The organism is Chondromyces crocatus (assembly GCF_001189295.1).
GTDB lineage: Bacteria > Myxococcota_A > Polyangia > Polyangiales > Polyangiaceae > Chondromyces > Chondromyces crocatus.
Map to the genome: position 1 here is coordinate 11361277 of NZ_CP012159.1, position 26856 is coordinate 11388132.

The 26856-nt window shown below is 68.3% G+C and carries 20 protein-coding genes; 9 read left to right on the forward strand and 11 right to left on the reverse strand.

Annotated elements, in window-relative coordinates:
- Positions 1–82 precede the first annotated feature (82 nt).
- The 9 genes from CMC5_RS41385 (at position 83) to CMC5_RS41425 (ending at position 16119) form a co-directional block, all read left to right on the forward strand.
- A complete protein-coding gene (locus CMC5_RS41385) occupies positions 83–3568 on the forward strand; it encodes a PD-(D/E)XK nuclease family protein (RefSeq protein WP_245678177.1) in 3486 nt (1161 codons plus the stop codon).
- On the forward strand, positions 3565–7404 hold the full coding sequence (locus tag CMC5_RS41390) for a UvrD-helicase domain-containing protein (RefSeq protein ID WP_245678180.1): 3840 nt from the start codon (positions 3565–3567) through the stop codon (positions 7402–7404). Before CMC5_RS41385 ends, CMC5_RS41390 begins: the two co-directional genes overlap by 4 nt.
- 69 nt (positions 7405–7473) lie before the next feature.
- Positions 7474–8328, forward strand: a complete 855-nt coding sequence (locus tag CMC5_RS41395) for a TetR/AcrR family transcriptional regulator (RefSeq protein WP_050435584.1) — start codon at positions 7474–7476, stop codon at positions 8326–8328.
- Between the two features lie 189 nt (positions 8329–8517).
- Positions 8518–9834, forward strand: a complete 1317-nt coding sequence (locus CMC5_RS41400; protein ID WP_050435585.1) for an inositol-3-phosphate synthase — start codon at positions 8518–8520, stop codon at positions 9832–9834.
- A 25-nt stretch (positions 9835–9859) separates the two neighbouring features.
- Positions 9860–10789, forward strand: a complete 930-nt coding sequence (locus CMC5_RS41405) for a phosphatase PAP2 family protein (RefSeq protein ID WP_050435586.1) — start codon at positions 9860–9862, stop codon at positions 10787–10789.
- Positions 10786–12063 (forward strand): GtrA family protein, encoded by a 1278-nt coding sequence (locus CMC5_RS41410; RefSeq protein WP_050435587.1) that lies wholly within the window; start codon positions 10786–10788, stop codon positions 12061–12063. Before CMC5_RS41405 ends, CMC5_RS41410 begins: the two co-directional genes overlap by 4 nt.
- A complete protein-coding gene (locus CMC5_RS41415; RefSeq protein ID WP_156339277.1) occupies positions 12047–14569 on the forward strand; it encodes an efflux RND transporter permease subunit in 2523 nt (840 codons plus the stop codon). Before CMC5_RS41410 ends, CMC5_RS41415 begins: the two co-directional genes overlap by 17 nt.
- A gap of 10 nt (positions 14570–14579) precedes the next feature.
- On the forward strand, positions 14580–15503 hold the full coding sequence (locus tag CMC5_RS41420; RefSeq protein ID WP_050435590.1) for a DNA-methyltransferase: 924 nt from the start codon (positions 14580–14582) through the stop codon (positions 15501–15503).
- 55 nt (positions 15504–15558) lie between these two features.
- Entirely contained in the window at positions 15559–16119 is a 561-nt protein-coding gene (locus CMC5_RS41425; protein ID WP_050435591.1) for a hypothetical protein, read from the forward strand.
- A gap of 102 nt (positions 16120–16221) precedes the next feature.
- On the opposite strand, the gene CMC5_RS41430 is transcribed toward CMC5_RS41425, so the two are convergent.
- From CMC5_RS41430 to CMC5_RS41480, 11 genes are all read right to left on the reverse strand, one after another.
- Positions 16222–16827 carry an L-threonylcarbamoyladenylate synthase gene (locus tag CMC5_RS41430; RefSeq protein ID WP_050435593.1) on the reverse strand — a complete coding sequence of 202 codons (606 nt, stop codon included), beginning with the start codon at positions 16825–16827 and terminating at the stop codon, positions 16222–16224.
- Positions 16828–16854: 27 nt separating this feature from the next.
- A complete protein-coding gene (gene atpG, locus CMC5_RS41435) occupies positions 16855–17787 on the reverse strand; it encodes an ATP synthase F1 subunit gamma (protein WP_050435594.1) in 933 nt (310 codons plus the stop codon).
- 3 nt (positions 17788–17790) lie between these two features.
- Positions 17791–19665: a F0F1 ATP synthase subunit alpha gene (gene atpA / locus CMC5_RS41440; protein ID WP_050435595.1), complete on the reverse strand. Its 1875-nt coding sequence runs from the start codon at positions 19663–19665 to the stop codon at positions 17791–17793.
- Positions 19666–19702: 37 nt separating this feature from the next.
- Positions 19703–20245, reverse strand: coding sequence for a F0F1 ATP synthase subunit delta (locus CMC5_RS41445; RefSeq protein WP_050435596.1), 543 nt, complete (start codon positions 20243–20245; stop codon positions 19703–19705).
- Positions 20242–21282: a F0F1 ATP synthase subunit B gene (locus tag CMC5_RS48865; RefSeq protein ID WP_050435597.1), complete on the reverse strand. Its 1041-nt coding sequence runs from the start codon at positions 21280–21282 to the stop codon at positions 20242–20244. The genes CMC5_RS41445 and CMC5_RS48865 overlap by 4 nt, the downstream gene beginning before the upstream one ends.
- A complete protein-coding gene (locus tag CMC5_RS41455; RefSeq protein ID WP_245678181.1) occupies positions 21279–21752 on the reverse strand; it encodes a F0F1 ATP synthase subunit B in 474 nt (157 codons plus the stop codon). Before CMC5_RS41455 ends, CMC5_RS48865 begins: the two co-directional genes overlap by 4 nt.
- A gap of 217 nt (positions 21753–21969) precedes the next feature.
- Positions 21970–22362 (reverse strand): PIN domain-containing protein, encoded by a 393-nt coding sequence (locus CMC5_RS41460; protein WP_050435599.1) that lies wholly within the window; start codon positions 22360–22362, stop codon positions 21970–21972.
- Positions 22363–22365: 3 nt separating this feature from the next.
- Positions 22366–22677: a hypothetical protein gene (locus tag CMC5_RS41465; RefSeq protein WP_156339278.1), complete on the reverse strand. Its 312-nt coding sequence runs from the start codon at positions 22675–22677 to the stop codon at positions 22366–22368.
- 31 nt (positions 22678–22708) lie between these two features.
- Complete coding sequence (locus CMC5_RS41470) at positions 22709–24235, reverse strand: hypothetical protein (RefSeq protein WP_050435601.1); 1527 nt, start codon at positions 24233–24235, stop codon at positions 22709–22711.
- Positions 24236–24271: 36 nt separating this feature from the next.
- Entirely contained in the window at positions 24272–24895 is a 624-nt protein-coding gene (locus CMC5_RS41475) for a MiaE family protein (RefSeq protein WP_063796451.1), read from the reverse strand.
- Positions 24896–24980: 85 nt separating this feature from the next.
- Entirely contained in the window at positions 24981–25835 is an 855-nt protein-coding gene (locus tag CMC5_RS41480) for a TonB-dependent receptor (protein WP_245678182.1), read from the reverse strand.
- Between the last annotated feature and the right edge of the window lie 1021 nt (positions 25836–26856).

Consider the following 26856-nt stretch of genomic DNA (forward strand, 5'->3'; position numbering starts at 1 on the left):
CGCCCTCGTCACTTCCCCCAGCGCTGCCGCAAGGCTGGACCGAGCATCGGCCTGGCTCCGCCGCAGGCGTGGATCCGAGCGGGTGCTCATCCTGGGCGCGTCGGTCGAGGCCGCCAACGAGCTGGTCTGTGCGGTCGTCTCCAAGCGGCGCGCGGCCTTCGGCTGGCACCGCCTCACCGTGGGACGCCTGGCCGCAGCGCTGGCCACGCCCGCACTGGTGACCCGGGGGCTGGTGCCAGCGGGCATGCTGGCGCTGGAGGCGCTCTGCGCGCGGGTGATCGATGGCCTGCATCGGCGCGGTGATCTGGGCCGCTTCGAGCCCGTCGCCGATCGCCCGGGTTTGCCCCGCGCGCTCGCTCGAACGCTCGAAGAGGCGCGCCTCGCCGGTCTGGATGCTGCGTCACTCACGCAGACCGACCTCGACCGTGTCCTCGTGGCGTTCGAGGCCGAGCTGGACGAGGCGTGCCTCGCTGATCGCGCGCTGGTCATCGAGCTCGCCGCCGAGCGTGCGCGCGACCCGGAGGCGAAGCACCCGCTGCTCGGGCTGCCCACGTTGATGCTCGACCTCCCCGTCGGCTTCGCTCTGGAGCGCGATCTGCTCGCTGCGCTGGTCGCTCGTTCCCCCGACGCGCTGGCGACGAGCCCGGCGGGGGATGCGCGGAGCGCGCGCCACCTCGATCAGATCTTCGGTGTGCCCTGGGAGCGGCTCCGACCGCCGGGCGCCGAGAGCCCCGCTGGACGCGCATCCTCCTTGATCCGGGTGCAGGAGCGCCTCTTCGACGAGGCCAACGAGGAGCCGTCGAAGCTCTGCGACGATGTCCGCATCCTCTCGGCGCCAGGCGAGAGCCGCGAGTGCGTGGAGGTGGCGCGCATCGCGCTCAAGGAAGCCGCTCGGGGCGTGCCGTTCGACGAGATGGCCATCTTCCTGCGCGCGCCGGAGCAGTACCGGGCGCACCTCGAAGAGGCGCTGCGCAGGGCGGGAATCCCGGCCCACTTCGCCCAGGGGACGGTCCGGCCCGATCCGACGGGGCGCGCGCTCCTGGCGCTCTTGACGTGCGCGGCGGAGAACCTGTCGGCGTCGCGGTTCGCGGAGTACCTCTCGCTCGGGCAGGTGCCCGACGTGACGGCCGAAGGGGCGCCCCCTCCCGCGCTGGGGGAGGGAGAGCGCTGGGTGCCGCCCGACGAGGAGCTGATCCCGGAGACGATGCTCCGGGATCCGTTCAGTGATCTCGACCTGGACGCGGATCTCGACGACGACGCCGGCCCGAAACCCGCTCGGCGCAAGGGGGGTCGGAGCGGCAGTGCGTACAAGGATCGCTGGCTCCGGAGCAGCGGAACGGGCCCCGACGCCGAGCGTGGAGGCCCCTCCTCCGCGCCCTCCGAGGCCGCGCGCGAAGGGCAAAACGATCCCTCGGTGTTCCGCGACGATCCGGCAGGTGCGCTCGACGAGTCCGAGGATGCGCTCGACGAGTCCGGGGATGCGCTCGGGGAGCCGCCGGTGGACAGCCGCCGGCCGGAGGAGGCGATGGACGAGGATCCCCCCGTCGTCGACGGCACATTGCGCGCGCCGCGGCGGTGGGAGCAGATCCTGGTCAACGCCGCGGTGATCGGCGGGCTGGACCGGTGGCGGCGACGCCTCGACGGCTACGAGAACGAGCTGCGGCTGGACCTCACCGAGGTCAAAGAAGAGCGCGACGTCGAGCGAATCCAGCGGACGCTCTCGGATCTCGACGCCCTTCGCCGCTTCGCGCTGCCACTGCTCGCCGACCTGCCACGCCCCGGGCATCAAGCGAGCTGGGGCGACTGGCTCAACCGGCTGGGCGCGCTCGCGACGCGGGCGCTGCGCAGGCCCGAGCGCGTGCTCGGGGTCCTCGCCGAGCTCACTCCGATGGCCCGCATCGGGCCGGTGGACCTCAACGAGGTGCGCATCGTTCTCGCAGCACGGCTGACCGAGCTGCTTCAGCCACCACCCGATCGGCGAGAGGGGAGGCTGTTCGTCGCGCCCATCGAGGCGGCGCGCGGTCGCTCGTTCAAGGCGGTGTTCGTCCCGGGTCTCGCGGAGAAGCTGTTCCCGCAGAAGGTGATGGAAGAGCCCATCCTCCGCGATGCGCTGCGCCGCAAGATCGCCGAGGTGCGCCCCGATGCGCCCCTGGAGACCAGCGACGATCGGGTCGCGCGCGAGCGCCTCGCGCTCCACCTTGCCGTCGGCGCGGCGAGGGAGCGGCTGGTGGTGTCGTACCCGCGGGTCGACATGGATCAGTCGAGGCCGCGGGTACCGTCGTTCTATGGCCTGGAGCTGCTGCGGGCGGCGGAGGGTCGCCTGCCCGGCTTCGGTGAACTCATCCGTCGCGCCGAGCAGGGTGGCGGCGCAGCGCGCATCGGCTGGCCTGCCCCGGCGCGGCCCCAGGACGCGATCGATGCGGCCGAGCACGATCTGGCACTGCTGGAGACGCTCTTCCACCAGCCCGAGGAGCAGACGATCGGGACGGCCCGCTACCTGCTCAGCGTGAACCCGCACCTGGCGCGGGCGCTCCGGTTCCGCGCGCGACGCTGGTTCTCATCGTGGACCACGGCCGATGGGCTCTACCGCCCTTTGCCGGAGGCGCGGGAGGCGCTGCAAGCGCACACCTTCGCCGCACGCTCGTTCTCGCCGACGGCGCTCCAGCACTTCGCGGCCTGCCCGTACCGCTTCTTCCTCTATGCGGTGCACAAGCTCTCACCGCGCGAAGTGCCCGAGGCCGTGGAAGAGATGAACCCGCTCCAGCGCGGCTCTCTGGTGCACGAGGCGCTGTACGAGGTGCTCGTCACCCTGCGCAACCAGGGCAAGCTGCCCATCACGCCCGACTCGCTCGACGACGCGCGCGCGGAGCTGGATCGGGTGCTCGACGGGGTCGCGGCGCGCTTCAAGGACGAGCTGGCCCCGGCGATCGAGCGGGTCTGGGCCGACGGGATCGCCTCGGTGCGCGCGGATCTGCGCGAGTGGTTGCGGCGCGCGTCCGAGGACGACGAGTGGGAGCCCATCCACTTCGAGCTGTCGTTCGGCTTGCCCATCCGGCGCAGCCGCGACCGGGAGAGTGTGGAAGAGCCGGTGCACCTCGACAGCGGCGTGCGGCTGCGCGGCTCGATCGATCTCGTGGAGCGCAGTCGCCAGGGCGCGGTGAGGGCGACGGACTACAAGACGGGCCGGGTGCGCACCGACCGCAATGCGATCGTCTCCGGGGGCGAGACGCTCCAGCCGGTGCTCTACGCGCTGGTGCTGGAGAAGGTGATGCCGCCAGGCACCGAGGTGCACTCGGGGAGGCTCTACTACTGCACGTCGGCGGGCGGCTTCACCGAGGTGCCCATCTTGCTGAACGACAAGGCGCGCGCGGCCGCGGCGGAGGTGGTGGGGACCATCAGCAACGCGATCGATCAGGCAGCGCTCCTGGCGATGCCGGCCGAGGGGGCGTGCACCCACTGCGACTACCGGGCAGTGTGCGGTCCTTACGAGGAGCTACGGGTGGGGAAGTTCAAGCGGCGTGATCTCGAGCAGCGTCGTCGGCTGGAGCAGCTCCGGAGGCTCACGTGACCACGCAGCCGCAGAAGGCCACGGCGGCAGGTGCGGAGAGCGCGGCGAGTCCGGCGGGGGCGACCGCGACGAGCCAGGCGGCGACGAGCCAGGCGGCGACGAGCCAGGTGGCGACGAGCCAGGTGGCGACGACGGGGCGCGTGCTCCCCGATGGGGAGGCGCGGCGTCGGATCCGGGAGGATCTTCGGTCGACGCTCATCGTCGAGGCGGCCGCCGGGACCGGGAAGACGACCGCGCTGGTGTCGCGCATCGTCGAGGTGCTACGGCGCGCGCCCGAGGAAGGTGGCGGCACGCTCGATCGGATCGTGGCGGTCACCTTCACCGAGAAGGCCGCGGGCGAGATGAAGCTCCGCCTGAGGGCGGGGATCGAGCACGCCCGCGCGCTCGCCGCGGAGAGGCCAGACGAGCGCGGTCGGCTCGAAGCCGCTCTCGCGCATCTGGAGGCAGCGCGCATCGGGACGATCCACTCGTTCTGCGCGGACCTCTTGCGCGAGCAGCCGGTGGAGGCGCTCGTGGATCCGCTGTTCCAGGTGGCGGCCGACGACGAGGCGCAGTCGCTCTTCGATCAGGCATTCGATGCGTGGTTCCAGCGCGCCCTGAGTGAGCCTCCCGAAGGGGTACGCCGGATCCTGCGGCGCCGCAGCCGCGCCGACTCGAACGGTCCGCGGGCGCTGCTGCGCGACTCGGCCTGGCGTCTCGCCGATCATCGGGACTTCGGGTGTCCGTGGCGACGCGATCCGTTCCCGCGCACGCAGGCCATCGACGCCGTGATCGACGAGCTGACGGCGCTCGCGGCGCTGGCCGCCCACGCGGAGAGCGAGAGCGACTACCTGGCCCAGAACCTGTTCAAGCTCGGCCGCTACCTGGCCGAACTGCAACGGCGGGAGGAGGTCACCGGCGAGCGCGACCACGATGGGCTCGAGGCAGAGCTGGTGGAGCTGGGTCGCTGGAAAGAGTGGAGGTGGCGCGGTGGCGGCAAGTACTACGGTGGGGGGCTCACTCGCGCCGAAGTCCTGACGCAGCGCGATCGAGCGAAGGCGGCGCTCGACGATCTGCTGATGCGACTCAACGCTGATCTCGCCGCCTGCTTGCACCGTGAGCTGCGCCCGCCCATCCAGGCCTACGAGGTGCTGAAGACGCGCGCCGGGCGCCTCGACTTCCTCGATCTCCTGCTCCGCACGCGGGACCTGCTGCGGCGTGGGCGCGCGGTGCGCGAGGAGCTTCAGCGTAGGTTCACCCACCTCTTCGTCGACGAGTTCCAGGACACCGACCCGCTGCAGGCCGAGATCCTGATCCTGCTCGCGGCCGACCATCCGCGTGAGACCGACTGGACCCGCGCCCAGGTGATCCCGGGCAAGCTGTTCGTCGTCGGCGATCCCAAGCAGTCGATCTACCGGTTCCGTCGCGCCGACGTGGCGCTCTACGAGGCGACGAAGCTGCGCCTGGTCTCGAGCGGCGCGGAGGTCCTGTACCTCAGCACCAGCTTCCGCAGCGTCCCCTCCATCCAGGAGGCCGTGAACGCCGCGTTCGCACCGCTCATGCAAGGAGCGGCAACCTCCGCTTCGTCGACCGACGAGGTGTCGGACGGGTCCCGGTCGACGGTGCAGTCGCCGGCCACCCAGGCGCAGTACGTTGCGCTGGAGCGGTTTCGCGACGATCCGCCTGGACAGCCGGCGATCGTGGCCCTGGCGGTGCCGAGGCCGTACGGGGAGTACGGTCGCATCGTCGATTTCAAGGTGAGGGAGTCCATCCCCAGCGCGGTCGCGGCGTTCATTCACCACGCGATCCAGGCGCGCCGGTGGATGGTGACCGAGCGCGAGCGGCCGAACGAGCGTGTACCCCTCGAAGCCCGCCACGTCTGTCTGCTCTTCAAGCGCTTCCAGACCTTCGGGGAGGACACCACGCGCGCGTACGTGCGCGCCCTGGAGGCGCGACGCATCCCGCACGTGCTGGTGGGCGGGCGCTCGTTTCACGAGCGCGAAGAGGTGATGGCGGTACGCAACGCGCTCACCGCGATCGAGTGGCCCGACGACGAGCTGTCGGTCTACGCGACGCTGAGGGGCCCGCTGTTCGCGCTCACCGACGATGTCCTCTTGCTATACCGGCACCGCTTCCGCTCGCTGCACCCGCTGATCGCACAGGACGAGGCCGACCTCGCGTTCACCTCGACCGCGGGAGGTCAGCCGCTCGCCGAGGTCGGGGTGGCGCTCTCCGTGCTGGGCCGCCTGCACCGGCAGCGCAACCGTCGGTCCATCGCCGACACCCTCGGGCTGCTCCTCGAGGAGACCCGCGCCCACGCGGGCATCGCCATCTGGCCCACGGGGGAGCAAGCGCTCGCCAACGTGCTGCGGGTGATGGATCTCGGGCGGCGGTTCGAGAATAGCGGAGCCACCTCGTTCCGGGCCTTCGTGGAGCGGCTCGCCGCGGACGCGGAGCGGGGCGAGGCCGCCGAAGCGCCGGTCGTCGAGGAGGGAACGGAGGGCGTGCGCATCATGACCGTGCACCGGGCCAAGGGGCTGGAGTTCCCCGTGGTCATCCTCGCCGACCCGACGACGCCAGCGGTCCACCAGAACCCATCGCGGTACGTGGATCCAGAGCGCGGCCTGTGGGCCGAGTCGATCGCCGGGTGCTTGCCGGTGGAGCTGTGGGATCGCCGGGAAGAGGTACTGCGACGGGACCGAGAAGAGTCGGTGCGCCTCGCTTACGTGGCAGCGACGCGGGCCCGAGAGCTGCTCGTCGTCCCCGCCGTGGGCGACGCCACGGGGACGACCATCGGCGAACCCTGGCTCGACGTGCTCAATCCGGTGTTGTTCCCGCAGCCGAAGCAGCGCCGCCACCCAACCGCATCGCCAGGCTGCCCTCCCTTCGGCCCCGACAGCGTGCTCGAGCGGCCGGCACGCGCGGAGGCGAGCGAGCGTGATTCGGTCGCGCCTGGGCAGCACGCGCCGCAGCGAGGCCGTCACGGCGTGGTGTGGTGGGACCCCCACACGCTGGATCTGGATCGCGAGCCGGCGGCGGGTCTCCGGCAGCAGCGCATCCTTCAGGCGGACGACGATGGCGCGCTGTCGAGCGCGAGCGAGAAAGCCCACGAGGGCTGGCTCTCCGACCGGTCGCACGCGATCCAGAGCGGAGCGATCGCGTCGCTCCGTGTGCGCGGGGTGAGCACGCTCAGCAAGGAGGTGGCGCGACGCGCGAGCGAGGCGGAGGAAGCCGCACAACGCGCCACCGAGGTGGAACGAGCGCCGCGGTCCGCGGGCGAGGTGGTCGAGCCTTTGGCGCCCGACGCAACGAGCCCGCCGCCATCGCTCGCGCCGCTGCCTCCGCTGGACACGACGCCGCGCGAGATCACCTTCGATGCGACGGTGGTCAGGCGGCGAGGAAGGCCGCGCGGGAACCGCTTCGGGACGCTGGTGCACAGCGTGCTCGCGGAGGTGGAGCTGGAGGCCGAGCGCCCTCAGATCGCGGCGGTGGCCGAGACCCAGGCGCGCATCCTGGGCGCCACGAGCGACGAGCTGGACGCCGCCGTCGACAGCGCGCTCATCGCACTCCAGCACCCTCTTTTGCGGCGGGCCGCGGAGAGCGCGCGCCGGGGGGACTGTGTGCGCGAGATGCCCGTGATGCTGACGCTCGCGGACGGGACGGTGGTGGAAGGCTCCGTGGATCTCGCGTTTCGCGAGGAAACGGCAGGCACGGCGCTGTGGACCGTGGTGGACTTCAAGACGGACCTGGATCCCACCGACTCGTCGGTGCGTTACGAGACGCAGCTTCGCCTTTACGCAGAGGCCATCGAGGCTGCTACCGGCGAGCGAGCGCAGGGGATCGTGCTGGCGATCTGAGCCATTCAGAGGGCCGATCCGCTGCTCTTTGATTGCTGTGGTTGAATTTCTGAGCTACGGCTCCAATTTATGGCCCGCGGCCGTCCTCCGATGATCACCGACGAGCGGCTCCTGGAGATCGCTCGCCAGGTCTTTCTGGAGCGGGGCATCCGTGCCACCACGGCCGACGTGGCCGAGCGCGCCGGCGTTTCCGAGGCGACGGTGTTCCATCGGTACAAGACGAAGGACGCCCTCTTCCGAGCGGCGATGGACTTCGACATCGAACGTCCGCCGCCATTTCTCACCGCGCTGGAGCAGAAGGTCGGGCACGGGGACCCGGCCGAGCACCTCTTCGATGTGGGCATGGCGGCGCTCGCATCCGGGCGGGAGCGCATCCCGCTGATGATGATGTCGTGGTCCAACCCGGAGGCCATGCTCCATCGGCTGAGCGGGTGCGAAGGGCTCTTCAGGGTCTATGAGTTGCTCATCCGCTACGTCGAAGCGGAGTCGCGCGCAGGCCGGCTCCACCCCGCCGTCGACGCGCGGATCTTCGCCTTCATGTTCCACGGGAGCATCCAGGGCTACCTGATGCTCGAGCTCATCGCGCCTCGCTCCGTGATGCCTCCGGACACGTTCGTGCGAGGGATGGTGAACGTCTTGCTGGGCCAGAGGACCGGGCCTTCCAGAGGAGCGTCGCGCAAGAAGAGAGCCTCCTCTTCGGCGCCCAAGAAGCGAGGTGTTCTTCCCGCAGGCCCGAAGAGGCGCACCTCTCCAGCTCCCAAGACGGTCTCTTCCCGGGAGCGAAAGGTCGTTGCCTCTCCGAAGAAGAAAAAAAGGGCCGCTTCATCCGAGGCCACGACCTCGGGAAGGGCGGCCCACAAAACCGGGGTGACCGAACCTGTCATCCGGCGGCGCCCTCACACTCCTCAGAAGGAAACGTCATGACCGAGGAGGAAACGTCATGACCGCCCTTGCCGGGATGGATCCACGTCCCATGGAGCGATCGTGGCGCTCTGCGTTCATCTGGCTTCGCCAGGAGCGGGGCCCGGGTGAAGCCCCACCCACGCACGCGGATTAATTGAGTCCTCCATCAAGAAGAACCAAGGTCCCCTGGTTCGGACGCTCGGAAAGACGATGACCACGCCCTCCCTGACCATCCGTCCCCCCTCCGGCAAGCTCGCCGTACTCCTCCCGGGCCTCGGTGCGGTGGCGACGACCTTCATCGCCGGCGTGCTCCTCGCTCGCCGCGGCCTCGGGAGCCCCATCGGCTCGTTGACCCAGATGGGCACCCTGCGCCTCGGCGGCCCGAACGGAGAGCGCAGCAGCCTCGTACGTGACGCCGTCCCGCTGGCCACGATGGACGATCTCGTCTTCGGGGCCTGGGACATTTTCCCGGAAGATGCCCTCGATGTCGCCCGGCACGCCGAGGTGCTCGAGTCGCGCCACCTCGACCCGATCGCCGAAGAGCTCCGAGAGATCCAGCCGATGAAGGGCGCGTTCTACGCGCGCTACGTGCGACGCCTCAATGGAACGCACGTCAAGGAGGCGAGCTCCAAGGCGGAGATGGTCGAGCATCTCCGGGAAGACATCCGGAGCTTCATTCGCCGTCACGGCGCTGCCCGCGCCGTCGCCATCTGGTGCGGGAGCACCGAGGTGTTCCTGCCGCCCTCGGCAGTGCACCAGAGCATCGAGGCGTTCGAGGCCGGGCTCGCCAGCGACGATCCTGGCATCTCGAGCTCCCAGCTCTATGCGTGGGCGTGCATCAAGGAGCGCGTCCCCTTCGCCAACGGCGCGCCGAACCTCACCGTCGACTTCCCTGCGGCCTGGCTGCTGGCGAAGGAGATGCGCGTCCCGCTCGCAGGCAAGGACTTCAAGACGGGCCAGACGCTCCTGAAGACGATCCTGGCCCCCGGGATCAAGGCGCGAAGCCTTGGCGTCCACGGGTGGTTCTCCACCAACATCCTCGGCAACCGCGACGGAGAGGTGCTCGACGATCCGGACAACTTCAAGACGAAGGAGGCGTCGAAGCTGGGGGTGCTCGAAGAGATCCTGCAGCCGCAGCAGCACCCGGAGCTTTACGGCGACCTCTATCACAAGGTCCGCATCGAGTATTACCCGCCGCGAGGCGACGCCAAGGAAGGGTGGGACAACCTCGATATCTTCGGGTGGCTCGGCTACCCGATGCAGATCAAGGTGAACTTCCTGTGCCGCGACTCCATCCTCGCAGCTCCCATCGTGCTCGATCTGGCGCTGCTGCTCGATCTCGCGGCGCGAGCTGGCCTCCACGGCACGCAGGAGTGGCTGGGCTTCTACTTCAAGAGCCCGATGCCGACGCCGGAGTCGCGCCCCGAGCACGATCTTTTCATTCAGTCGATGAAGCTGAAGAACACGCTCCGGTGGATGATCGGCGAGAGCGCCGAGCGTCCCCAGGGCGGCGGGTCCTTCGAGTGAACCTCGGAGGACGGCGAGGTGCGACATGACGCTTCGATGGCCGCGCAACGGGAACACCTGGGGATGGCTGTCCCTCGGAGCTGCCCCGCTGCTGCTCCTGCTGATCCACACGGCCCTGGGTCTCCGACCTGAGCACGTCGTCCTCACGGCGGCGTGCGTCGCGCTCTCCTGGGTGGGACCGCGCGCCCGAAGCTTCCTGGCCCTCGCCGCGCCGTTCGTCATCACCGGCCTCGCCTACGATTTCCTGCGTCTGTTCATCCACCTGCGTGGCGATGTCCACGTGGGGGATCTGTACGCCGCCGAGCGGCTCCTGTTCGGGGTCCCCACGGCGCTCGGTCGGGTCGCGCTGAGCGAGGTCGTGGCGAAGGCCACGCACCCCGTGCTCGATGTCGTCACCGGCCTCGTCTACATCTTCTACCTCGTCGAGCTGTTCGCGGTGGGCGGTTACCTGTGGTTCAAGGACCGTCGACGGATGCAGCGGCTCGCCTGGACCTTCGCCCTCGCCAGCTTGCTGGGGTGGATCACCTGGATCGCCTGGCCAGCAGCGCCGCCCTGGTACGTGGATCTCCACGGGATGGGCCCCGCCGACCTCTCCGTGCCCTCGAACCCTGCCGGAGGGTCGCGCTTCGACGAGCTGCTCGGGGTGAATGTCTTCGCTTCGTTCTACGCGCGCAGCTCCAACGTGTTCGGGGCCATGCCCTCTCTCCACGTCGGGTATGCCGTGCTCCCGGCGCTCGCGACCTGGACGCTCGGCGGAAAGCTCCGCACCTTCACCGCGGTCTGGGCCGGCCTCATGGCCTTCTCCGCGGTGTACCTACGACACCACTACATCCTCGACGTGCTGGCGGGCATCGCCACGGCGCTCGTCGCCGACGCCCTCGTCCGAATGGCCCAGCGTGCTCCGGCGGAGTCGGAGTCGCGCGTCGACGACGTATCGACGGAGGTCTCCGCATGATCACTCCCTGGGATGCCCAGCCGGGAACGCTCGCTGCTCTGAACCGTGTCTGGACTGCTGCCGCCCCGGCCCTCCTGCTCATCGCCTATCTCCTGCTCGGCCTCGCGGCCTACGGGATCCGCGGCCTGGCGCGTGGTCGCTTCCGCGATGAAGAGATGGACACGCGCGGCCTGGGTGGCCTGACGACGGCGCGCGCGAGGCATTTCTTCGCCTGGCTCATGCGTCCCATGTGGCGTGGGCTCGCCGCGGCCGAGGTGCCACCGAACGCGATCACGACGCTCTCGGTCGGGCTGGCCATCGGGGCGGGGGTCGCGCTCGCGGCAGGGCGCTTCTCTCTCGGCGGGTGGCTCTACGTGTGTGCGGGCGCGCTCGATTTCCTGGATGGTCGTGTGGCGCGCGAGACGGGCCGGGCGTCCTCCGGAGGCGCCGCGCTCGACTCGGTGCTCGACCGCTACTGCGAGTCCGCCGTGCTCGTGGGGTTGTGCTGGTACTACCGCACGAACTGGGTGCTCTTTCCCTGCCTGCTGGCGTTGACCGGCTCTCTCTTCGTGCCGTACGTGCGCGCACGAGGTGAGGCGCTCGGCGCGACGATGAAGGATGTGGGCTTCATGCAGCGGCCGGAGCGCATCCTCGTCCTCGGCCTCTCCGTCGCGTTGAGTCCCATCTTCGAGGCGCTGTATGCGCCGCTGGAGGTGCGCCCGGTGCACTACCTGGCGATCGTCGGCGTCGGGCTGGTCGCCGTCACCTCTCACATCACGGCCATCCAGCGTCTGGTGCACCTCGTGCACTCCCTCGGCGACGGCGAGAGCACCGATCATCGGCCTCTACCCCGCAGCATCATCGTGAGTGTGCTCGCCACCGCCCTCGATTTCAGCGTCGTCCGGTTGCTGCTCCGGCAGTGGGGGCTCTCGGCCCCGCTGGCGACGGCGCTGGGATGTGTTGCGGGAGGCGTGCTGGCCTTCCTGCTCTCGCGCTCCTGGGTCTTCGAGGCCGACGCGGGTCCGCGCGCCCGTCAAGCAGGTCGCTTCCTGTTCGTGTCGGGGACCAGCGCGGGCTTGAACGCTGGCGGTGTCGCGCTGCTGCTCCTCTTGCCTTCCATGAACAACCAGGTCGCCTGGGTGGTCACCCGGGCGGTCGTGTTCCTGACCTGGAACTACCCCCTGCTTCGCGACCACGTGTTCTCGAGTGCCCTGCGTGGCGAGTCGATTTCCGACGCGAGCGCGGGCCCGGTGAGCCTGGCGCATGCCGGAGGAAGAGATGCGCCCCAGTCCTGAACCCGAACACGCGCGCGGGCTCGGTGTCGTCACTGCGATCCTCCGCCGCCTCCTCGAAACGGTCGCCCTCGCCTCGTTCCGCCGTCCTCTCGTCTCCGTCACGTTCGTCGCCCTCTTCGGGCTGCTGGGGACCTGGGCGACGGGAAAGCTGCGCCTCGATCCCGACATCACCCAGCTCCTGCCCCCCGACTATCCGAGCGTGCAAGGGGTGGAGGCGCTTCGTGCCCGCTTCGGCGGCGTCGGCAACGTCGTCCTGCTGGTCGAGGGCGGAGACCTCGCGGCACGTCGTCACTTCGCCGACGCGATCGCGCCGCGGCTCGAGCAGCTCGACAGTGTCCAGTTCGTCGATCATCGGTTTCCCGCCGAGTTCTTCGAGGACCGCGCGCTGTACTTCATGGAGCAGGCGGATCTCGAGGTGCTGCGAGACCGGCTCGACGCCCGGCGCCGCTGGGAGATCGAGCGCTCGCTCGTCGATCTCGACGACGAGCCGCCTCCGTCGGTCGATTTCTCCGATCTCGAGGAAAAATACCGTCACCGGCTCGAGCACACGGGCGCGACGCGCTCCGGCCCTTACTACGAGAATGAGTCGGGGACCGCGCTCGCGATCTTCGTGCGGCCCACGCGTCTGGCCTCGGATCTCGACTTCTCTCGTCAGGTCGTGGGTGACGTCCAGCAGGTCATCGACGAGGTGCGCCGCACGGAGCCCGCAGCCGATCTGCGGATCGAGCTGACGGGTCGCTACCCGAAGCGCGTGGATCTACAGACGCTCCTCTCGCACGACCTCGCGCTCACGTCGGCGCTGGCGACAGCGCTGGTCATTGCCTGGGTCGCGCTGCACTTCAGGCGGTTGCTCGCCGTCGGCCTCGTGCTGGCACCGCTGTACGTGGGGCTGACGCTTGCATATGGCGTCGCCAGCGCGCTGTTCGGGACGCTCAACATCCTCACGGCGTTCATCGGCGCGATCCTCCTCGGGATTGGCATCGACCACGGCATCCACATCCTCGGGCGGTACGAGGAGGAGCGAAGAGCAGGAGCCTCCGACGAGGGAGCCATCCAGATTGCCTTCGGAGAATCTGGACGTGTCTCGGTCGCCGCCGGCTTGACCACCGCGTCTGCCTTCCTGTGCCTCACGTGGACGGACTTCCGGGCATTCCGCGAGTTCGGCTTGCTCGCGGGTGCGGGTACCATCCTGGTGCTGCTCTCGTACGTGACGGCGCTGCCCGGGCTCCTCGGTCTCCTCGCGCGCTTCGCTCCCCGTCTGTCGGCGGCGAGCAAGGGGATCACCTTGCCCGGCGTCTCCTGGATGCGCCGCGCCGCTCCGGTGCTGTTCTTCGGGCTCGGTGCCCTGACGCTGGTCACGGTGACCCAGATCCCCCGCGCTCATTTCGATGCCGATTTCTCGCGGCTCGATGATGCCGATCTCCCCAGCTTTCGCCGCGACAAAGAGGTCAACGCGATGCTGGGTCGATCACAGACCCCGCTCGTCATCCTGGCCGACTCGGACGCCGAGGCGCAGGAAGCCGCCGACATCGTCCGGGGCCAGATGAAGCAGCTCGGTCCGGAGGCCACGATCGGGACCGTCGCGACACGTGGCGATCTCCTTCCCCCGGATCAGCAGGCGAAGTTTCCCACGCTGCAGCAGATCGACCGCATCGCGTCACGCTTCGAGAGCGCGACGCTAGAACCCAAAGATCGCGATCAGCTCGCCAAGCTCCGAAGAGCGGCCAGCCATGAGCCCTTCGCGCCAGAGGACTTGCCGCCGTCGCTCCGGCACGCCTTCGAGCCGCGCGCTGGCTCGGGACCAGCTCACTTCGTCCTGCTCTACCCGACGGTGAGCATGGGTGAGGCCGCGGCCGTGAGGCGGCTCGCGGCTCAGCTCGGACCGATCTCGTTGCGCTCGGGGAAGGCGGTCTCGACGGCCGGCGAGCCGATGGTGATGGCCGATGTGCTCGCCGCCGTGGAGCGCGATGCGCCGCGCATCTTCCTGCTCACCTGCGCGTTCGTGTTCATGACGCTCCTGCTCACGCTCGGCAAGGTGCGCCTGGCGCTGCTCGCCCTCGCACCGGCGCTCCTCACCCTGGCGGTGACGGTCGGTCTGCTGCCGGTGGTCGGGCTCGATCTGAACTACCTCAACATGATCATCCTGCCGATCCTGCTCGGGATCGGCGTGGACGACGGGGCGCACCTGGTGGCGCGGATCGACGCTGGCGAGCCGCTCGAAGACGTCTGGCGCCACACGGGGTGGGACATCACCGGCGCCATCCTGACCGATGTCTTCGGGTTCGGTGTGCTCGCGCTCGCGTCCCACCCGGGGCTCGCCAGCCTCGGCCACCTCGCCCTCCTCGGCCTCAGCGTGAACTTCGTCGCCTGCGTCGTCTTCCTTCCCGCGGGTCTCGCCCTGCTCGGCCGGCTCCAGGCGCGTCGTGCTCGGCTCACCGCGCCCGCAGAGCCCTCGGCTGGCGCGCCCTCCGACAGCTCTTCCGCCGTTCCTTCGTCCCGGAGCTGAACTCGGCCACATGAACGACCTTGGCCTCTTCGGCCCCGAAGGTGCTGGTGTTCTCCAGGGGGATTGCCTGGAGCTCACCCGGCAGATCCCCGATGGCTCCGTTCATCTCATCCTCAGCGACATCCCCTACGGGATCGGTGCCGAGGCGTGGGACGTGCTCCATGAGAACACCAACTCGGCGCTGCTCGGGGCGAGCCCCGCCCAGCAGCGCGCAGGCTCGGTCTTCCGGCGGCGAGGCAAGCCGATCAACGGGTGGAGCGAGGCCGACGCTGAGATCCCGAGGGAATATCAAGCCTTCTGCGCCCGCTGGGCGTCGGAGTGGCTGAGGGTCCTCAAGCCTGGCGGTTCAGCGGTCGTGTTCGCGGGGCGACGCTTCGCGCCGCGCTGCGTGACGGCGCTCGAGGACGCCGGGTTCAACTTTCGCGACATGCTCGCCTGGTCGCGCCCTCAAGCCGTGCACCGAGCGCAGCGCCTGAGCGTCGTGTTCGAGCGTCGGGGTGACACAGAGCGGGCGCAGCAGTGGACGGGCTGGCGACTCGGTAACCTGCGTCCGACGTTCGAGCCCATCCTCTGGTGCTTCAAGCCGTACCGGATCACCATCGCAGACAATGTGATCGAGCATGAGGTGGGGGCGTACAACGAGGAGGCATTCCGTCGTCACTTCGGGAGCACCGACAACGTGCTCTCTTGCGGCCTCGACCAGGGAGAAGGCGGCTTGCACCCGACGCAGAAACCGCTCCGGCTGCTCAAGGGTCTGATCGAGCTGACGACGCTCCCCGGTCATCTCGTCCTGGACCCGTTCGCCGGCAGTGGCTCGACGGCGGTAGCGGCCCAGGCAACAGGACGCCGCTACCTCGTCATCGAGCGCGATCCCGCCTATTGCGAGGTCATTCGCCAGAGGCTCCGTCCAGCGAGCGAAGGCTCCTCCGGTTAGTTCACCTTCACCGGGCGAGTGGACGAGCGTGGACGAAAAGGCTAACCGATCTCCCATGAAGGGCTGGTGGTTCGCCGTCGTTCTCGCGGCTGCGCTCCCGAGCTGTTCCCGCTCGGGAGGCTCGGGCAGTCATCGCGCCGAGGTGAAGCCTGTCGGGCCGGAGTCCGTACAGATCGTGCCCGCCTCGGGGCAGCTCCCGTACTGCCTCGCGTTCACGGTCTCCGAGCACAGGGTGATCCGGCAGCTCACCATGGCGGCCGATCGGCAAGCCGTCCCTTGCAGCGCGAACGAGCCAATCGCCGGGCTGACGTACCGGATCCCCGCAGAAGAGGGGAAGGTGCGGGTCATCGTGCTGTTCTCGGATCAGCCTGTGAAGGCTGACCCCATCGCCGCCCAGATTTTCGAGATCGCGTCGGTGGGGCGCCAGGTGACGGCCTTCGATCTTCGTGTTCCGGGCAAGGTGGTGCTCGAAACGCTCCACTTCACGCCGTCGAGCGGGGTCCCGTCCGACGCCGTCGAGGGGGACGCGGTCGTCAGCGACGCTGGCGCAGCAGGCGACGGTGCCCCCGTGAACGACACCGGCGGGATGGACGCTGGCACCGACGCTGCTCCCTGAGAGCCTGTCGGGGCAGCCGAGAAAGCCTGTCGAAGCAGGCGAATCGCGTCGATCGAGGGGGGGCCACCCAGCAGCCGCCGGCGCACGGTGGCCTTCAGCGCGTCAGACCAGTTCGTCCGTGGGACCAGCGCCCTGGCGCACGATGTGCACGCGCCCTTCGCTCAGGTCCACCACCGTGGTGGGCACCATCCCGCCCCCCCCGGCATCCAGCACCATCCCCAGGCCCTTGAAGCGGTCGTCGATCTCCGCGGGATCCACCAGCGGCTCGTCGCCCACCGGGGCCGCCGTCGTGCTGATCAGCGGACGCCCCAGCGCCGTCACCAGGGCCACGGGGACCGGGTGCGCGGGAACGCGGATCCCCACCGTCTTCTGCTTGAGGTGCAGGTACTTCGGGACCTCGCGCGTCGCCGGCAGGATGAACGTGTACGGCCCCGGCAAGAAGCGCTTGAGAAGCCGGTACGTGTGGTTCTCCACCACGGCGTACCGCGCGATGTCGCTCAGATCCGGGCAGATGAACGCGAGCGCCTTGTCCTTGCGCATGCCCTTGAGCTGATAAATCCGCTCGATGGCCTGCTTGTTGAGCAGATCGCACCCGAGCCCATACACCGTATCGGTGGGATAACCGATGATGTCGCCGCGCTCGAGGAGCTCGACGGCGCGGGCGATCTTGCGGGGCTCTGGGTGCGCTGGATTGATGGAGAGGAGCACGTGACGTTCTCGCCCGACGAGCGCTGATCAGTCCTTCAGCGCTTCGCTTCCGCCGATGATTTCCATCAGCTCCTTGGTGATCGCTGCCTGACGCGCCTTGTTGTACTGCAGCGTCAGCGCCTCGATCATCTCCGTTGCATTCTTGGTCGCCGCGTCCATGGCCGTCATTCGAGCACCGAGCTCGCTCGCCATCGACTCGTAGAGCGCGCGCAGGATGGAGATGTCGACGTACATCGGCGCGAGCCGCTCCAGGAGCGCTTCCTTGTTCGGCTCGAAGATGAACTCTGCCGGCGCATCGTGAGCCGGCCCGGCCTCTGCCGTCGTGCTGGCGGGCCCTCCCGAAGGGAGGAGCCGCTCCACGACGACGTTCTGGGACATGGCGCTCTTGAACTCGTTGTAGACGAGGTAGATCGCGTCGACCTCGCCCCGGAGGAAGGGCCCCAGGATCTGGCCGCCCACGCGACGGGCCGATTCCATGTCCAGCTTGTCCCACACGCCGGGCAGGTACTCCCGGAGCGGCGCTTGCCTCCGGGTGAGGTAATCGCGCCCCTTGCGGCCGATCACGACGATCTGGACGTCCTGCCCTTGCGCAGTTCGATCACGCCACTCTCGCTCCGCCCGCTTGTTGATGGTGGCGTTGAAGGCACCGCAGAGACCGCGGTCGCTGGTCAGCACCACCATCAGCACCCGCGACTCGGGGCGCTTCACCAGGAGCGGATGCGACAGCGTCTCGATGGCGGCTTCGCCGGGCCCATTGCCACCCTCTGCGGCAGCCTGCTCCACGTCACGGGTGATCTCCCAGAGTACCTGCTGCACCTTCACGGCGTAAGGTCGCAGCTCGGTGATGCGCAGCTGCGCGCGGCTCAACCGCGCGCCCGCCACCATCTTCATGGCGCGGGTGATCTTCTGCGTCGACTGGACGGTGGTCTTCCGCTTGCGGATGGCCTTGAGGCTGGGCACGGACTACTTCCCCTTCTTTGCAGCCTTCTTCGGCGCCACGTCCTCGTCCTCGTCCTCGTCCTCATCCTCCACAGAGGTCCCGGACGAGCCCTGGGCAGAGCCGCTTTCCACCACGAAGCGCTTCTTGAAAGCCTTGATGACCTCGTTGATCTGGCCCTTCAGCTCGTCGTTGAGGGCCTTCTTCTCGGCGATGTCCTTGAAGATCTGCGGATGCTTCTGCTCGACGAAGCCGTTCAGCTCGGACTCGAACTGGCTGAGCGAAGCCACCGGCAGGTCGTCGAGGTAGCCGTTGACGCCAGCGTAGATGATGAGGACCTGCTTCTCGACGGGCAGCGGGACGTACTGCCCCTGCTTCAGGATCTCGACCATGCGCGCACCGCGCTCCAGCTGCGAGCGGGTCTTCGCGTCGAGGTCCGATGCAAACTGCGCGAACGCGGCCATGGCGCGGTACTGCGCCAGGTCGAGACGCAGCGTACCGGCGACCGACTTCATCGCCTTCGTCTGCGCGTTACCACCGACGCGGCTGACGGAGATACCGACGTTGATGGCCGGCCGGACACCCGAGAAGAACAGGTCGGACTCGAGGAAGATCTGCCCGTCCGTGATGCTGATGACGTTCGTAGGGATGTAAGCCGACACGTCACCTGCCTGGGTCTCGATGACCGGGAGCGCGGTCAGCGAGCCGCCCGACTGGGGCTCCCGGATGATCTCGTAGTCGCTCGCCTTCGCCTTGTCGGAGAGGAGCTGCTCGAGCTTCTTGATCTCGTCCTTCTTCTCGTCCTTCAGCGCCTTCTCGAGCTTCTCCGCGTTGTCCTTGTCGATGAGCTGGTAGAGTGACGCCCGCGCCTCGGACATGCCATGCGCGCCGATGTGGGCTTTCTCGTCCACACCGCGATAATTGAGATCGCCACCCTCGATCTTGGTCCCCTTCTTCACGACGTAGAAGATGTCGGCCATCTTCGCCGCGCGCTCCAGGAGGCGGGAGTGGAGATAGAAGACGTCGCCCGGGTAGGCCTCACGGCCCGGCGGGCGGCGCAGCAGCAGCGAGAGCTGCCTGTACGCGACGGCCTGCTTGGAGAGGTCATCGTAGATGACCAGTGCATGCCGGCCGCTGTCGCGGAAGAACTCGCCCAGGGTCACGCCGGTATACGGCGCGATGTACTGGAGCGGCGCGGTCTCGCTCGCCGTGGCGGCAACCACGGTCGTGTACTCCATGGCGCCCTGGCTCTCGAGGCGATCCACGACCTGACGCACCGTCGAGAGCTTCTGCCCGATGGCGACGTACACGCAGAAGACGCCCTTGCCCTTCTGGTTGATGATCGCGTCCACGGCGACGGCGGTCTTGCCCGTCTGACGGTCGCCGATGATCAGCTCGCGCTGACCACGACCGATGGGGATCATCGCGTCGATGGCCTTGAGCCCCGTCTGCATCGGCTCGGTGACCGGCTGACGCTGGATGATTCCCGGCGCCTTGACCTCGACGCGGCGACGCACCTTGGACTCGAGCGGTCCCTTGCCGTCGATGGGCAGACCGAGCGCATTGACCACGCGGCCGACCGTCTCCTCGCCGACCGTCACTTCCATGATGCGGCCCGTACGACGAACGGAGTCGCCTTCCTTGATGACGCTGGTGTCACCGAAGATGGCAGCGCCCACGTTGTCCTGTTCGAGGTTCAGCACGAGCCCCATCAGGGTCGTTCCATCACCTCCGGTGAACTCGATCAGCTCGCCGGCCATGGCCCGCGTGAGTCCGTGGACACGAGCGATACCGTCACCGACGGTCAGTACCGTGCCCGTCTCGCTTACCAGCGCGGTCTTGTCGATGTTCTGAATCTGCTTCTTGATGATCTGGGAGATCTCTTCGGCGCGGAGCTGCATGCGGGTTCCTCGGTAGGAGGGCTGTTTCTGGAAATCTTCAGGTGCGGAGCAGGGACTCGCGGAAGTTCGACAGGCGAGCGCGGACGCTGCCGTCGATGACCTGATCGCCGATCTTCGTCACCACGCCGGCGATGAGGGAAGGGTCCTGCTTGTGAGTGATCGTGACCTTTTTTCCGGTCGCTTTTTCAATCTCCGTCCGGAGTCGAGCGAGGTAAGCCTCACCCAGGGGACCGGCGCTGGTCACCACGGCGCGGACGAGGCTCTGGTCCTCGTCGGCGAGCCGAGAGAGCTGCCGGGCGATGTCCGGAAGGGCGGGCAAGCGCCGGCGCTGACCGAGGAGCCGGAGCGTTCGCTGCGTCGTCTCCGACAGGCTCATGCGGTTGCACAGCTCCACGAGCAGCGCGTCTCGTTGCGCTTCGGGGAGGAGCGGATTGTCGAGCACGGTCCGCAGTTCCTCGTGACCCCCGTAGGTCGCGCTGAACTCGCTGATCTCCTGGGCCAGGCGCGGCAGCGTGCCTGCCTCCTTGCCAATTTCGAAGATGGCGCGCGCGTACCGTCGCGCGATGCTGTCGAAGCTCATTGCGTCGCTCCAGCCTTGCTCTGCGAGTTCTTTGCCTGACCGTCGGCCGTCCCCAGCGACCCTGCGAAGGTGCTCAGGTAATCCTCGGCGAGCCGCTGCTGATCGGTCGAGGAGACCTGGGCCTGGATGAGCTCTTCGGCCGCCGCCACGGCACCTCGCACGGCCTCCGCGAGGAGCTGCGCGCGCGCTTCCTTCAGTTCCTGCTCGATGCGGAAGGCGGCATCACGCTGCATGCGCGCGCGACGCTCTTCCAGTTCCACGAGCAGGTTCTTCCGCTCCGCCTCGGCCTGGGCGATGTAGTCGGCCTTCAGCGTCTCCAGCCGCTCGTCCAAGTGCTCGAGCTTGTCCTCGTAGTCGCCCAGACGTCGCTCGGCCTCCTGCTTCAGACGCGAGGCCGTGTCGATGTCCTGCATGATCACCTGGCGACGCTTCACCAGCGCCTCCTTGAGCGGCTTGCGACCGAACACGAACAACGTCGCCGCCAGGATCCCGAAGTTCAGCATCGACGCCAGGAATGGCGGGGGCTGATTCTTCGGATCACAGGGATCAGTCTTGTTGTTGTAGCGGAAGAGCAGGCTGTTGATGCCGCCCTTCTGGGAAGCCTCGTTGTCGACGGCAAGGATGCCCTGCCACCAGTTGACATGGTGAGGCGCGTCCATCGGCCCGTGGCCAGGGCAGTGCTCCGGCTTGGGAGCAGGCGCAGGCGCAGGTGCCGGGAGCGCACGACCCCCCATGCCTGGCTGCGGGATGGGGCGCACCGGGAGCTGTCGGCCAGGGACCTGCTGTCCCCGACCCGGCGGAAGCTGCTGCCCACCAGGGCCCATCGGCCGCCCAGGGGGGAGCCCGGGCGCCGGCACCGGCGCGGGCATGCCCTGTGGCATTCCAGGCTGAGCACCGGCCTGATCCCGCCCCATCAGCACAGGGGGATGGCCGGCAGGCATTCCCTGATTCGGCGGCGGAGGCTGCTGAGCCCCTGCCAGCGAGGAGATCAGGACGGCAGCGAACCCCAGGTTGGTGGCGAAACGACGCGGACTCACGAGCGCACCTCTCGTCCAAGCACGCGCGAAGCAATCTCGGCCGCGAGCGCGGGCTGAGCTTCGGCGAGTTCCTTGCGCATCTGCGCGACCTCGGTCGCGATCCGCGCCTTCCCCTGTTCCAGGAAGCGGGCCGTCTCCTCGCGGGCCTCCGCGAGGACCTTCGCTTCCAGAGCCGCCGCTTCGCGGCGAAGTCGCTCGCGCTCTTGCCCCGCTTCTTGCTGGATCTTCTCGAGTTCCTGCTCGTAGCGGGTCAGGAGGGCGCCAGCCTCCTCATCCATCTCGCGCGCTTCGGCCTTGGCGCCATCGATGCGCCGCTCTCGCTCCTCGAAGACCCGCAGCAGCGGATCGAAGAGCAGAGGCTTCAGCAGGAGGATGAAGAAGGTGAACAGGACCAGCTGCGCCAAGAACGTCAGATCGAAATCGACGGAGATGGCGCCGGACGCGAAGGGTGCGAGGTGATGGAGGTTCACTGGCATAAAGTCGGCCGCGGTCGACGCTGACGTTGCGAGCGCTGGGCATGACTCCCGAGGGAGCCTTTTCAGGCGCCGGCACTAGCATGTGAAAGGCAAAGCTGGAAGTATCTTCCGGCCCCGGCGACGAACCCTGGATCATGTCGCCGAACGCCCGCAGCAACCCCGCAGGAAAGCGGGTGGCCCCGAGGGGGAAGGGCTCGTCCTCCCCGTAGGCTCAGGCGGTCCAGTCCTCCACGCGGAGACGAGGATACCGGGTGAAGTCGGTGGGCCGGCGGGTGACCAGGGTGAAGTCGTGGACCGTGGCGATGGCTGCGATCATGGCATCGTCCGGGTCGCCCTGGGGAGCGACGGTGGCCCGGAACTTCGCGAAGGCCTGGGCGGCCACGAGATCGAAGGACGCCACCTTCACCGCCGACACGAGCTGCAGGATGTCCTGCATCAGCCTCGGGTGCTGCGAGCGACGAGCGGCCACGAGGAGCTGGCTCACCGAGATCACGCTCGTCCACCGATCCCGCGTGGGCACGCTGGCGAGGCGCCGCACCAGATGCCGCGAAGGCGCCGAGCGCAAAATCTCGGCGAGCGTCGCCGCATCGAGGAGGTAGGCCATGCTTCAGCCCTCCCGGTCGGGCTGAGGCTCGACGTCAACGCGATGCCAGAGCCCCGTCCGGGAGGCATCCGACACGAGCGTGTCGACGAAGTCGTCGTGGTGGCAGGTCCCGCAGAGGGCGAGCAAGGGATCGGCGCCGCCGCCGGCAGGATCCGGTGGGTCGATCCGGTTCAGATCGGTCATCGGAACGATCGCAGCCACGGCTTGCGCCCCGCGCACGATGACCGTTCGTGCGTGCGCGCGCTCCGCCGCCTCGACGGCATCGAGGCAATGAGATGGAAAGTCGGCGAGTGGAATGCCGTACTTCTGCGCCACCAACCTGGTCTATCGGATCAGCGCGCGCGCGTCATCCCAGGTCGGAAAGGTCGGCCATCAGACGCTCGAAGCCCTCGTCCAGCTCCGCGCCCGTGACCGCGGTCGGAAGCATGGCTGTACCGAGCAGCCCAGGCGTCGCCCGGAAGACACCGTCGTCCTCACGGATCGCTTCGACTGCTCGCGGATTGCGGAACCAGTCCTCATCGAAGCGCTGGACGAGCGCGTACCGGTCGCACGCTGCAAGCAGCGCTCCGAGCAAGTGAACCGAGACCCCAGCGTCCAGGGCCGGCACGACGCCGACCAGCTCGGCAGGGAGCGGGATCCCCAGCGCGCGTCGGGTCTCTTCCTCGAAGTGCTCGCCTCCCTCGCGCCGACCCATGAGTAGCGGGTTGCCGGGCAACCCGACCCGATGCCCCTGTGTGAGACGCAACTGCGCCGCGTCCAGTCGCAGCGTCAGCAAGAGCGCCCGCGCGACGACCCGCGCTTGATCGCGCGCACGCGCTCGACCGAGCCCCAGATGCTTGACGCAGAACACCGGGTCCGCTGGCAATGCGGCAAAGAGCGCGGCCCGTCTCGCTCGCCGAACATCGAACGGTGAGCGCGTCAGCGCAAACGGCGCCGTGCGCGGCATGCACGCATCCGAGAGTGCCGCGCCGAAGCGACCCAGCGCGCGCGCGAACGAACTCGCTCCCAGAGCCCTCGGCAGCTGCCCCAGATCCAGGACGAGCCCCTCGGCGAGACCCCCCTCACGGAACAGCACCTCGACCCATCGCGCGTTCGGCCGCGCTGGCCACCCCTCCGTCGCATCTCGCGCAACGGCGCGCCCGAGCGCTTCATCCCAGCGCCGAGAAGGCTCCAGCAGTGGCGCGGTCTGCTCGAGCAACCTCGCTGCTACCTCCAGGGCCGCCACCGGCGGATCGCACGGAAGTTCGAGCGGCGTTGCATCCGGCTCCACACCGAGCAAGCGCGTGGCCTCCTGGCGTCGGTCGGCTTCGATGCGCGCCGCTTCGACGATCGGACCTGCCGCATCGACGAGCTGCTCCGCGTACGCGCGGCGCACTTCCTGACGAGACGCGCCGAGCAAACCGAGGAGCGCATCGCGCGCCGACTCCCTCCCCGTCGCGCTCGCGCGCAGCGCCCCTTCCGCTGGACCCGGCCTCCCCCCTCCCGAAGGCTCGACGGACGCCGTCGGTGCATGCCACGCCTCCGCAATGCGTACCCGATCGGAAAACAGAACACGCTCGAGCGTCAGGTACTGCACCCACCTGGCCAGCGCCACCGCGTGAGGGTCGGGCGCAGCTGGCGTGACCGTCGAGAGAAGACCCAGCTCGGCCCCGAGCCCGACCTCTGGACGCACGAGACGCTCGTACGTCGCCCTGGAGCTGACCCGCCGAAATGGCGCGAGCGGGTTGCTCAGCGCCCCATCAGGGCCTCCCTCTTCTCCCTGGAGCTCGGCCAGACCCGCGGCCCCACCGCGCCACAGCGCACGCACCGCGCGACCCCACGTCGCCGCGGCCTGCGCGACGTCTCGATCGAGCTGTGCCGCCTTTGCGTCCATGCGTTCACTCTCTCCTGCTCCTCGGGGTGGTGAAGGCTAGCCGTGGATTGCCGGGACGCCCCCCAGGCGCGCGGCGATTTCTCCCTCGGCCCGAGCGAGCTCACCGAGCCTCGCACGTGCGACCCCCGTGTCGCCCAGCACGTCGGCTGCAAGATCCGTGAACGTCCGGTAGTGTCTGGCTTCCGAGGCAAAGAGATCCTCATAGAGCGGCGCCAGCTCGTGCTGGCGCGCCGCGAAAGCGTCGGCCAGCAACCTGAACCGCTCGCACGAGCGCGCCTCGATCAGCGCACCGACGAGCAAGCGGTCTCCCATCACGTCCCGTGCGCTCCGACTGTGCCGGAGCGCCGCCACCTTCCGCAGCTCGCCCGCGTAGGCGTCCACCTCCGGCGTCCCGATGCTCAACCCTCTCCGGTCCAGCTCGTCGAGGAGCGCCCGGTAGTGTCGAAGCTCCTCCTCGGCCAGCTCGACCAGCGTGCGCAGCACCTTCACCCCGACGGGCGCGTCGGGACCGGTCAACACGGCGGCGCAGCGGGTGGCGAGCGAAAGCGCGTTGGACGCCGCCTTCATCTCGCAGTGAGCATGGTCGACGAGGAGCGCTGGCAGGTTCGCCAGCGCGATCTCGGCCCAGCGCGGATCGGTTCGTGTGGTCAGACAGAGCACGCGGCCTCCACCTACGGCAGGCGGAGGCCGAAGAGAAGTGGGGAGTGCTGTCGATGCGCGTCTTGCGGCCCGACGCCTGGGAGCCTCACATCTCGGCAGGAGACCGAGTGAGGCCGGCCGCCTCCAGGTGGTAGCTCAAACTGAAGAACACCGTCGTCGCGCCGGGGTCGGCCAGCGCACGACGCACCGATGCCTCGATCGCGAACTCATTCCCCACGTAGCCGAGCCCGCCGGAGAGCGCGTGCTGCTTCGCCCCTTGATCGAACCGGTAGCCGAGCCGGATCGGGAAGTGGTTCGCCACGAGGTACTCCCCGCCCACCATCAACCGCATGCTCGGATCCAGGTACGAGTTGAAGTCGGCCAGCGCGTCCACCTCCACGGAGAAGTCCTGCGTCCCGATGCCGACACCTCCGCCCACGGTCGTGGGGAGCAGGCCGTGCTTTGGATACGTCAGGTTCTGCCCCACCGCAGAGATGTAGACGGCATCGCTCACCTTGAGGATGAGCCCCGCATCGAACGTGAACTCGTCGACGCTCGCCAGGTAGCCGCCATCGCCATCGTCCGCGTCCCGGAGGCCGCCGGAGACCGCGCTGTTCCCCAGGCCGCCGGCACCCAGCCTCCCCTCCTGGAAGATCTTTGCGTACTTCCCCGTCAGGCCGAGGAAGAGCCGATCGGTGATCGGGTACGCCAGCGCCACCCGCGCATCGAGGTACGACCGATCCGTGCCGTCTCCATCGATGAAGCCCCCGAGCACGGAGATGCTGCCCGCGAGTCGGCCGGTCACCGAGTCCGACACCACGCCGCCATAGACCTGCCTGCGCGCCTCAGGGCTGATCTGAGCGAGGGCCTCCACATGGTAGACCCGGGTCTCGACCATCGCCGCCGGGTTGACGAAGATCGCCGAGGTCGCGTTCCCGAGGGATCGGAGCGCTCCGCCCATAGCTGCAGCGCGCGGCGTCTCATTCTCCCCGTACGCGTACGCGAGCTGGGGCGTGATCGGCGTCGGCTCGGCGGAAGCCTGGCGAGGCCCTGCGCCTATTCCGATTCCAATCGTCAACAGGAATGTGGCCCAGCGCCCAAAGCACATGGAACGGCTCACGGCAAGGCCTCGAAGCGCATGGAGGCGCCATACCGATTATCGTTCTCGAAGGACAAATTTTGGATGCTCCTGACACCAATCCCGCTCGCACCGTGGTTCCGGCCGCATCTCTGCTGCCTCCTGAACGAAAGTTGCCCACTCCTTCTGACGATGAGAAAACCCTCCATTCCACCTCTGGATCGGCATTGATTTTCGCGATTCGCGAGGAGACGTGGCGCCACTTGCCTCTTGACCATCGGAACCAGCGGAGTTTGTCGCGAGAAGGCCGAGCGCGCCGCCAAATCGCCGCGTTGCGTCGCTACTTTCGCACGACAGCACCGAGACGACTGGATCCACCGCCCGCGAAATCCGTTACGCACTTTCGTTTCCTACCCCGAAAACCCATTCATTTCATGGGAGTAGCGACACTTCTCAGTTGGGGTATGGACGCCCGGACCGACCCGGTGGTACGTCCGAATTCGTCCCTCTGATGCCTCACGTCGCACCAAGGACGCGAAGAAATACCTCCCGGGGAGACAGACCCTTGCGAGGAGGGTGCAGGGTAGGTTGGAGTGAACCCTGGGGCTTGGGATCTGAGGGAAAGTACCCTCCCCTACCTCACGTCGAATCGAGACAGCAGCACCCTCCCTGCCGCGTGAACCGGGAGATTTCTACTGCTCGAGGCAATGGCAACGAAGGGCCGATGCACTGACTGTTGAAAAGTCGGCCGGCTCGTCGAAAACAGACAGAATACTGCTGGGAACTCCAGCAGTTACAAGGGCCATTCCTTGATGGCCCCTGTGGAAAAAGTGGGGACGCTCAATACCGAGCTTCCCGCTCTCTTTCTTTGATCGTTGTATTGCGGGGCGAATTTCAGGCGACG

What these genes read in the sequence shown, in the direction of transcription:
- CMC5_RS41395 (WP_050435584.1), top strand. Translation starts at nt 7,474, where the DNA reads ATGGCCCGCGGCCGTCCTCCGATGATCACCGACGAGCGGCTCCTGGAG.
- CMC5_RS41400 (WP_050435585.1), top strand. Translation starts at nt 8,518, where the DNA reads ATGACCACGCCCTCCCTGACCATCCGTCCCCCCTCCGGCAAGCTCGCC.
- CMC5_RS41405 (WP_050435586.1), top strand. Translation starts at nt 9,860, where the DNA reads ATGACGCTTCGATGGCCGCGCAACGGGAACACCTGGGGATGGCTGTCC.
- CMC5_RS41410 (WP_050435587.1), top strand. Translation starts at nt 10,786, where the DNA reads ATGATCACTCCCTGGGATGCCCAGCCGGGAACGCTCGCTGCTCTGAAC.
- CMC5_RS41415 (WP_156339277.1), top strand. Translation starts at nt 12,047, where the DNA reads ATGCGCCCCAGTCCTGAACCCGAACACGCGCGCGGGCTCGGTGTCGTC.
- CMC5_RS41420 (WP_050435590.1), top strand. Translation starts at nt 14,580, where the DNA reads ATGAACGACCTTGGCCTCTTCGGCCCCGAAGGTGCTGGTGTTCTCCAG.
- CMC5_RS41425 (WP_050435591.1), top strand. Translation starts at nt 15,559, where the DNA reads ATGAAGGGCTGGTGGTTCGCCGTCGTTCTCGCGGCTGCGCTCCCGAGC.
- atpA (WP_050435595.1), bottom strand. Translation starts at nt 19,665, where the DNA reads ATGCAGCTCCGCGCCGAAGAGATCTCCCAGATCATCAAGAAGCAGATT.
- CMC5_RS41445 (WP_050435596.1), bottom strand. Translation starts at nt 20,245, where the DNA reads ATGAGCTTCGACAGCATCGCGCGACGGTACGCGCGCGCCATCTTCGAA.
- CMC5_RS41460 (WP_050435599.1), bottom strand. Translation starts at nt 22,362, where the DNA reads ATGGCCTACCTCCTCGATGCGGCGACGCTCGCCGAGATTTTGCGCTCG.
- CMC5_RS41470 (WP_050435601.1), bottom strand. Translation starts at nt 24,235, where the DNA reads ATGGACGCAAAGGCGGCACAGCTCGATCGAGACGTCGCGCAGGCCGCG.
- CMC5_RS41480 (WP_245678182.1), bottom strand. Translation starts at nt 25,835, where the DNA reads ATGGGCGGAGCGCTCCGATCCCTCGGGAACGCGACCTCGGCGATCTTC.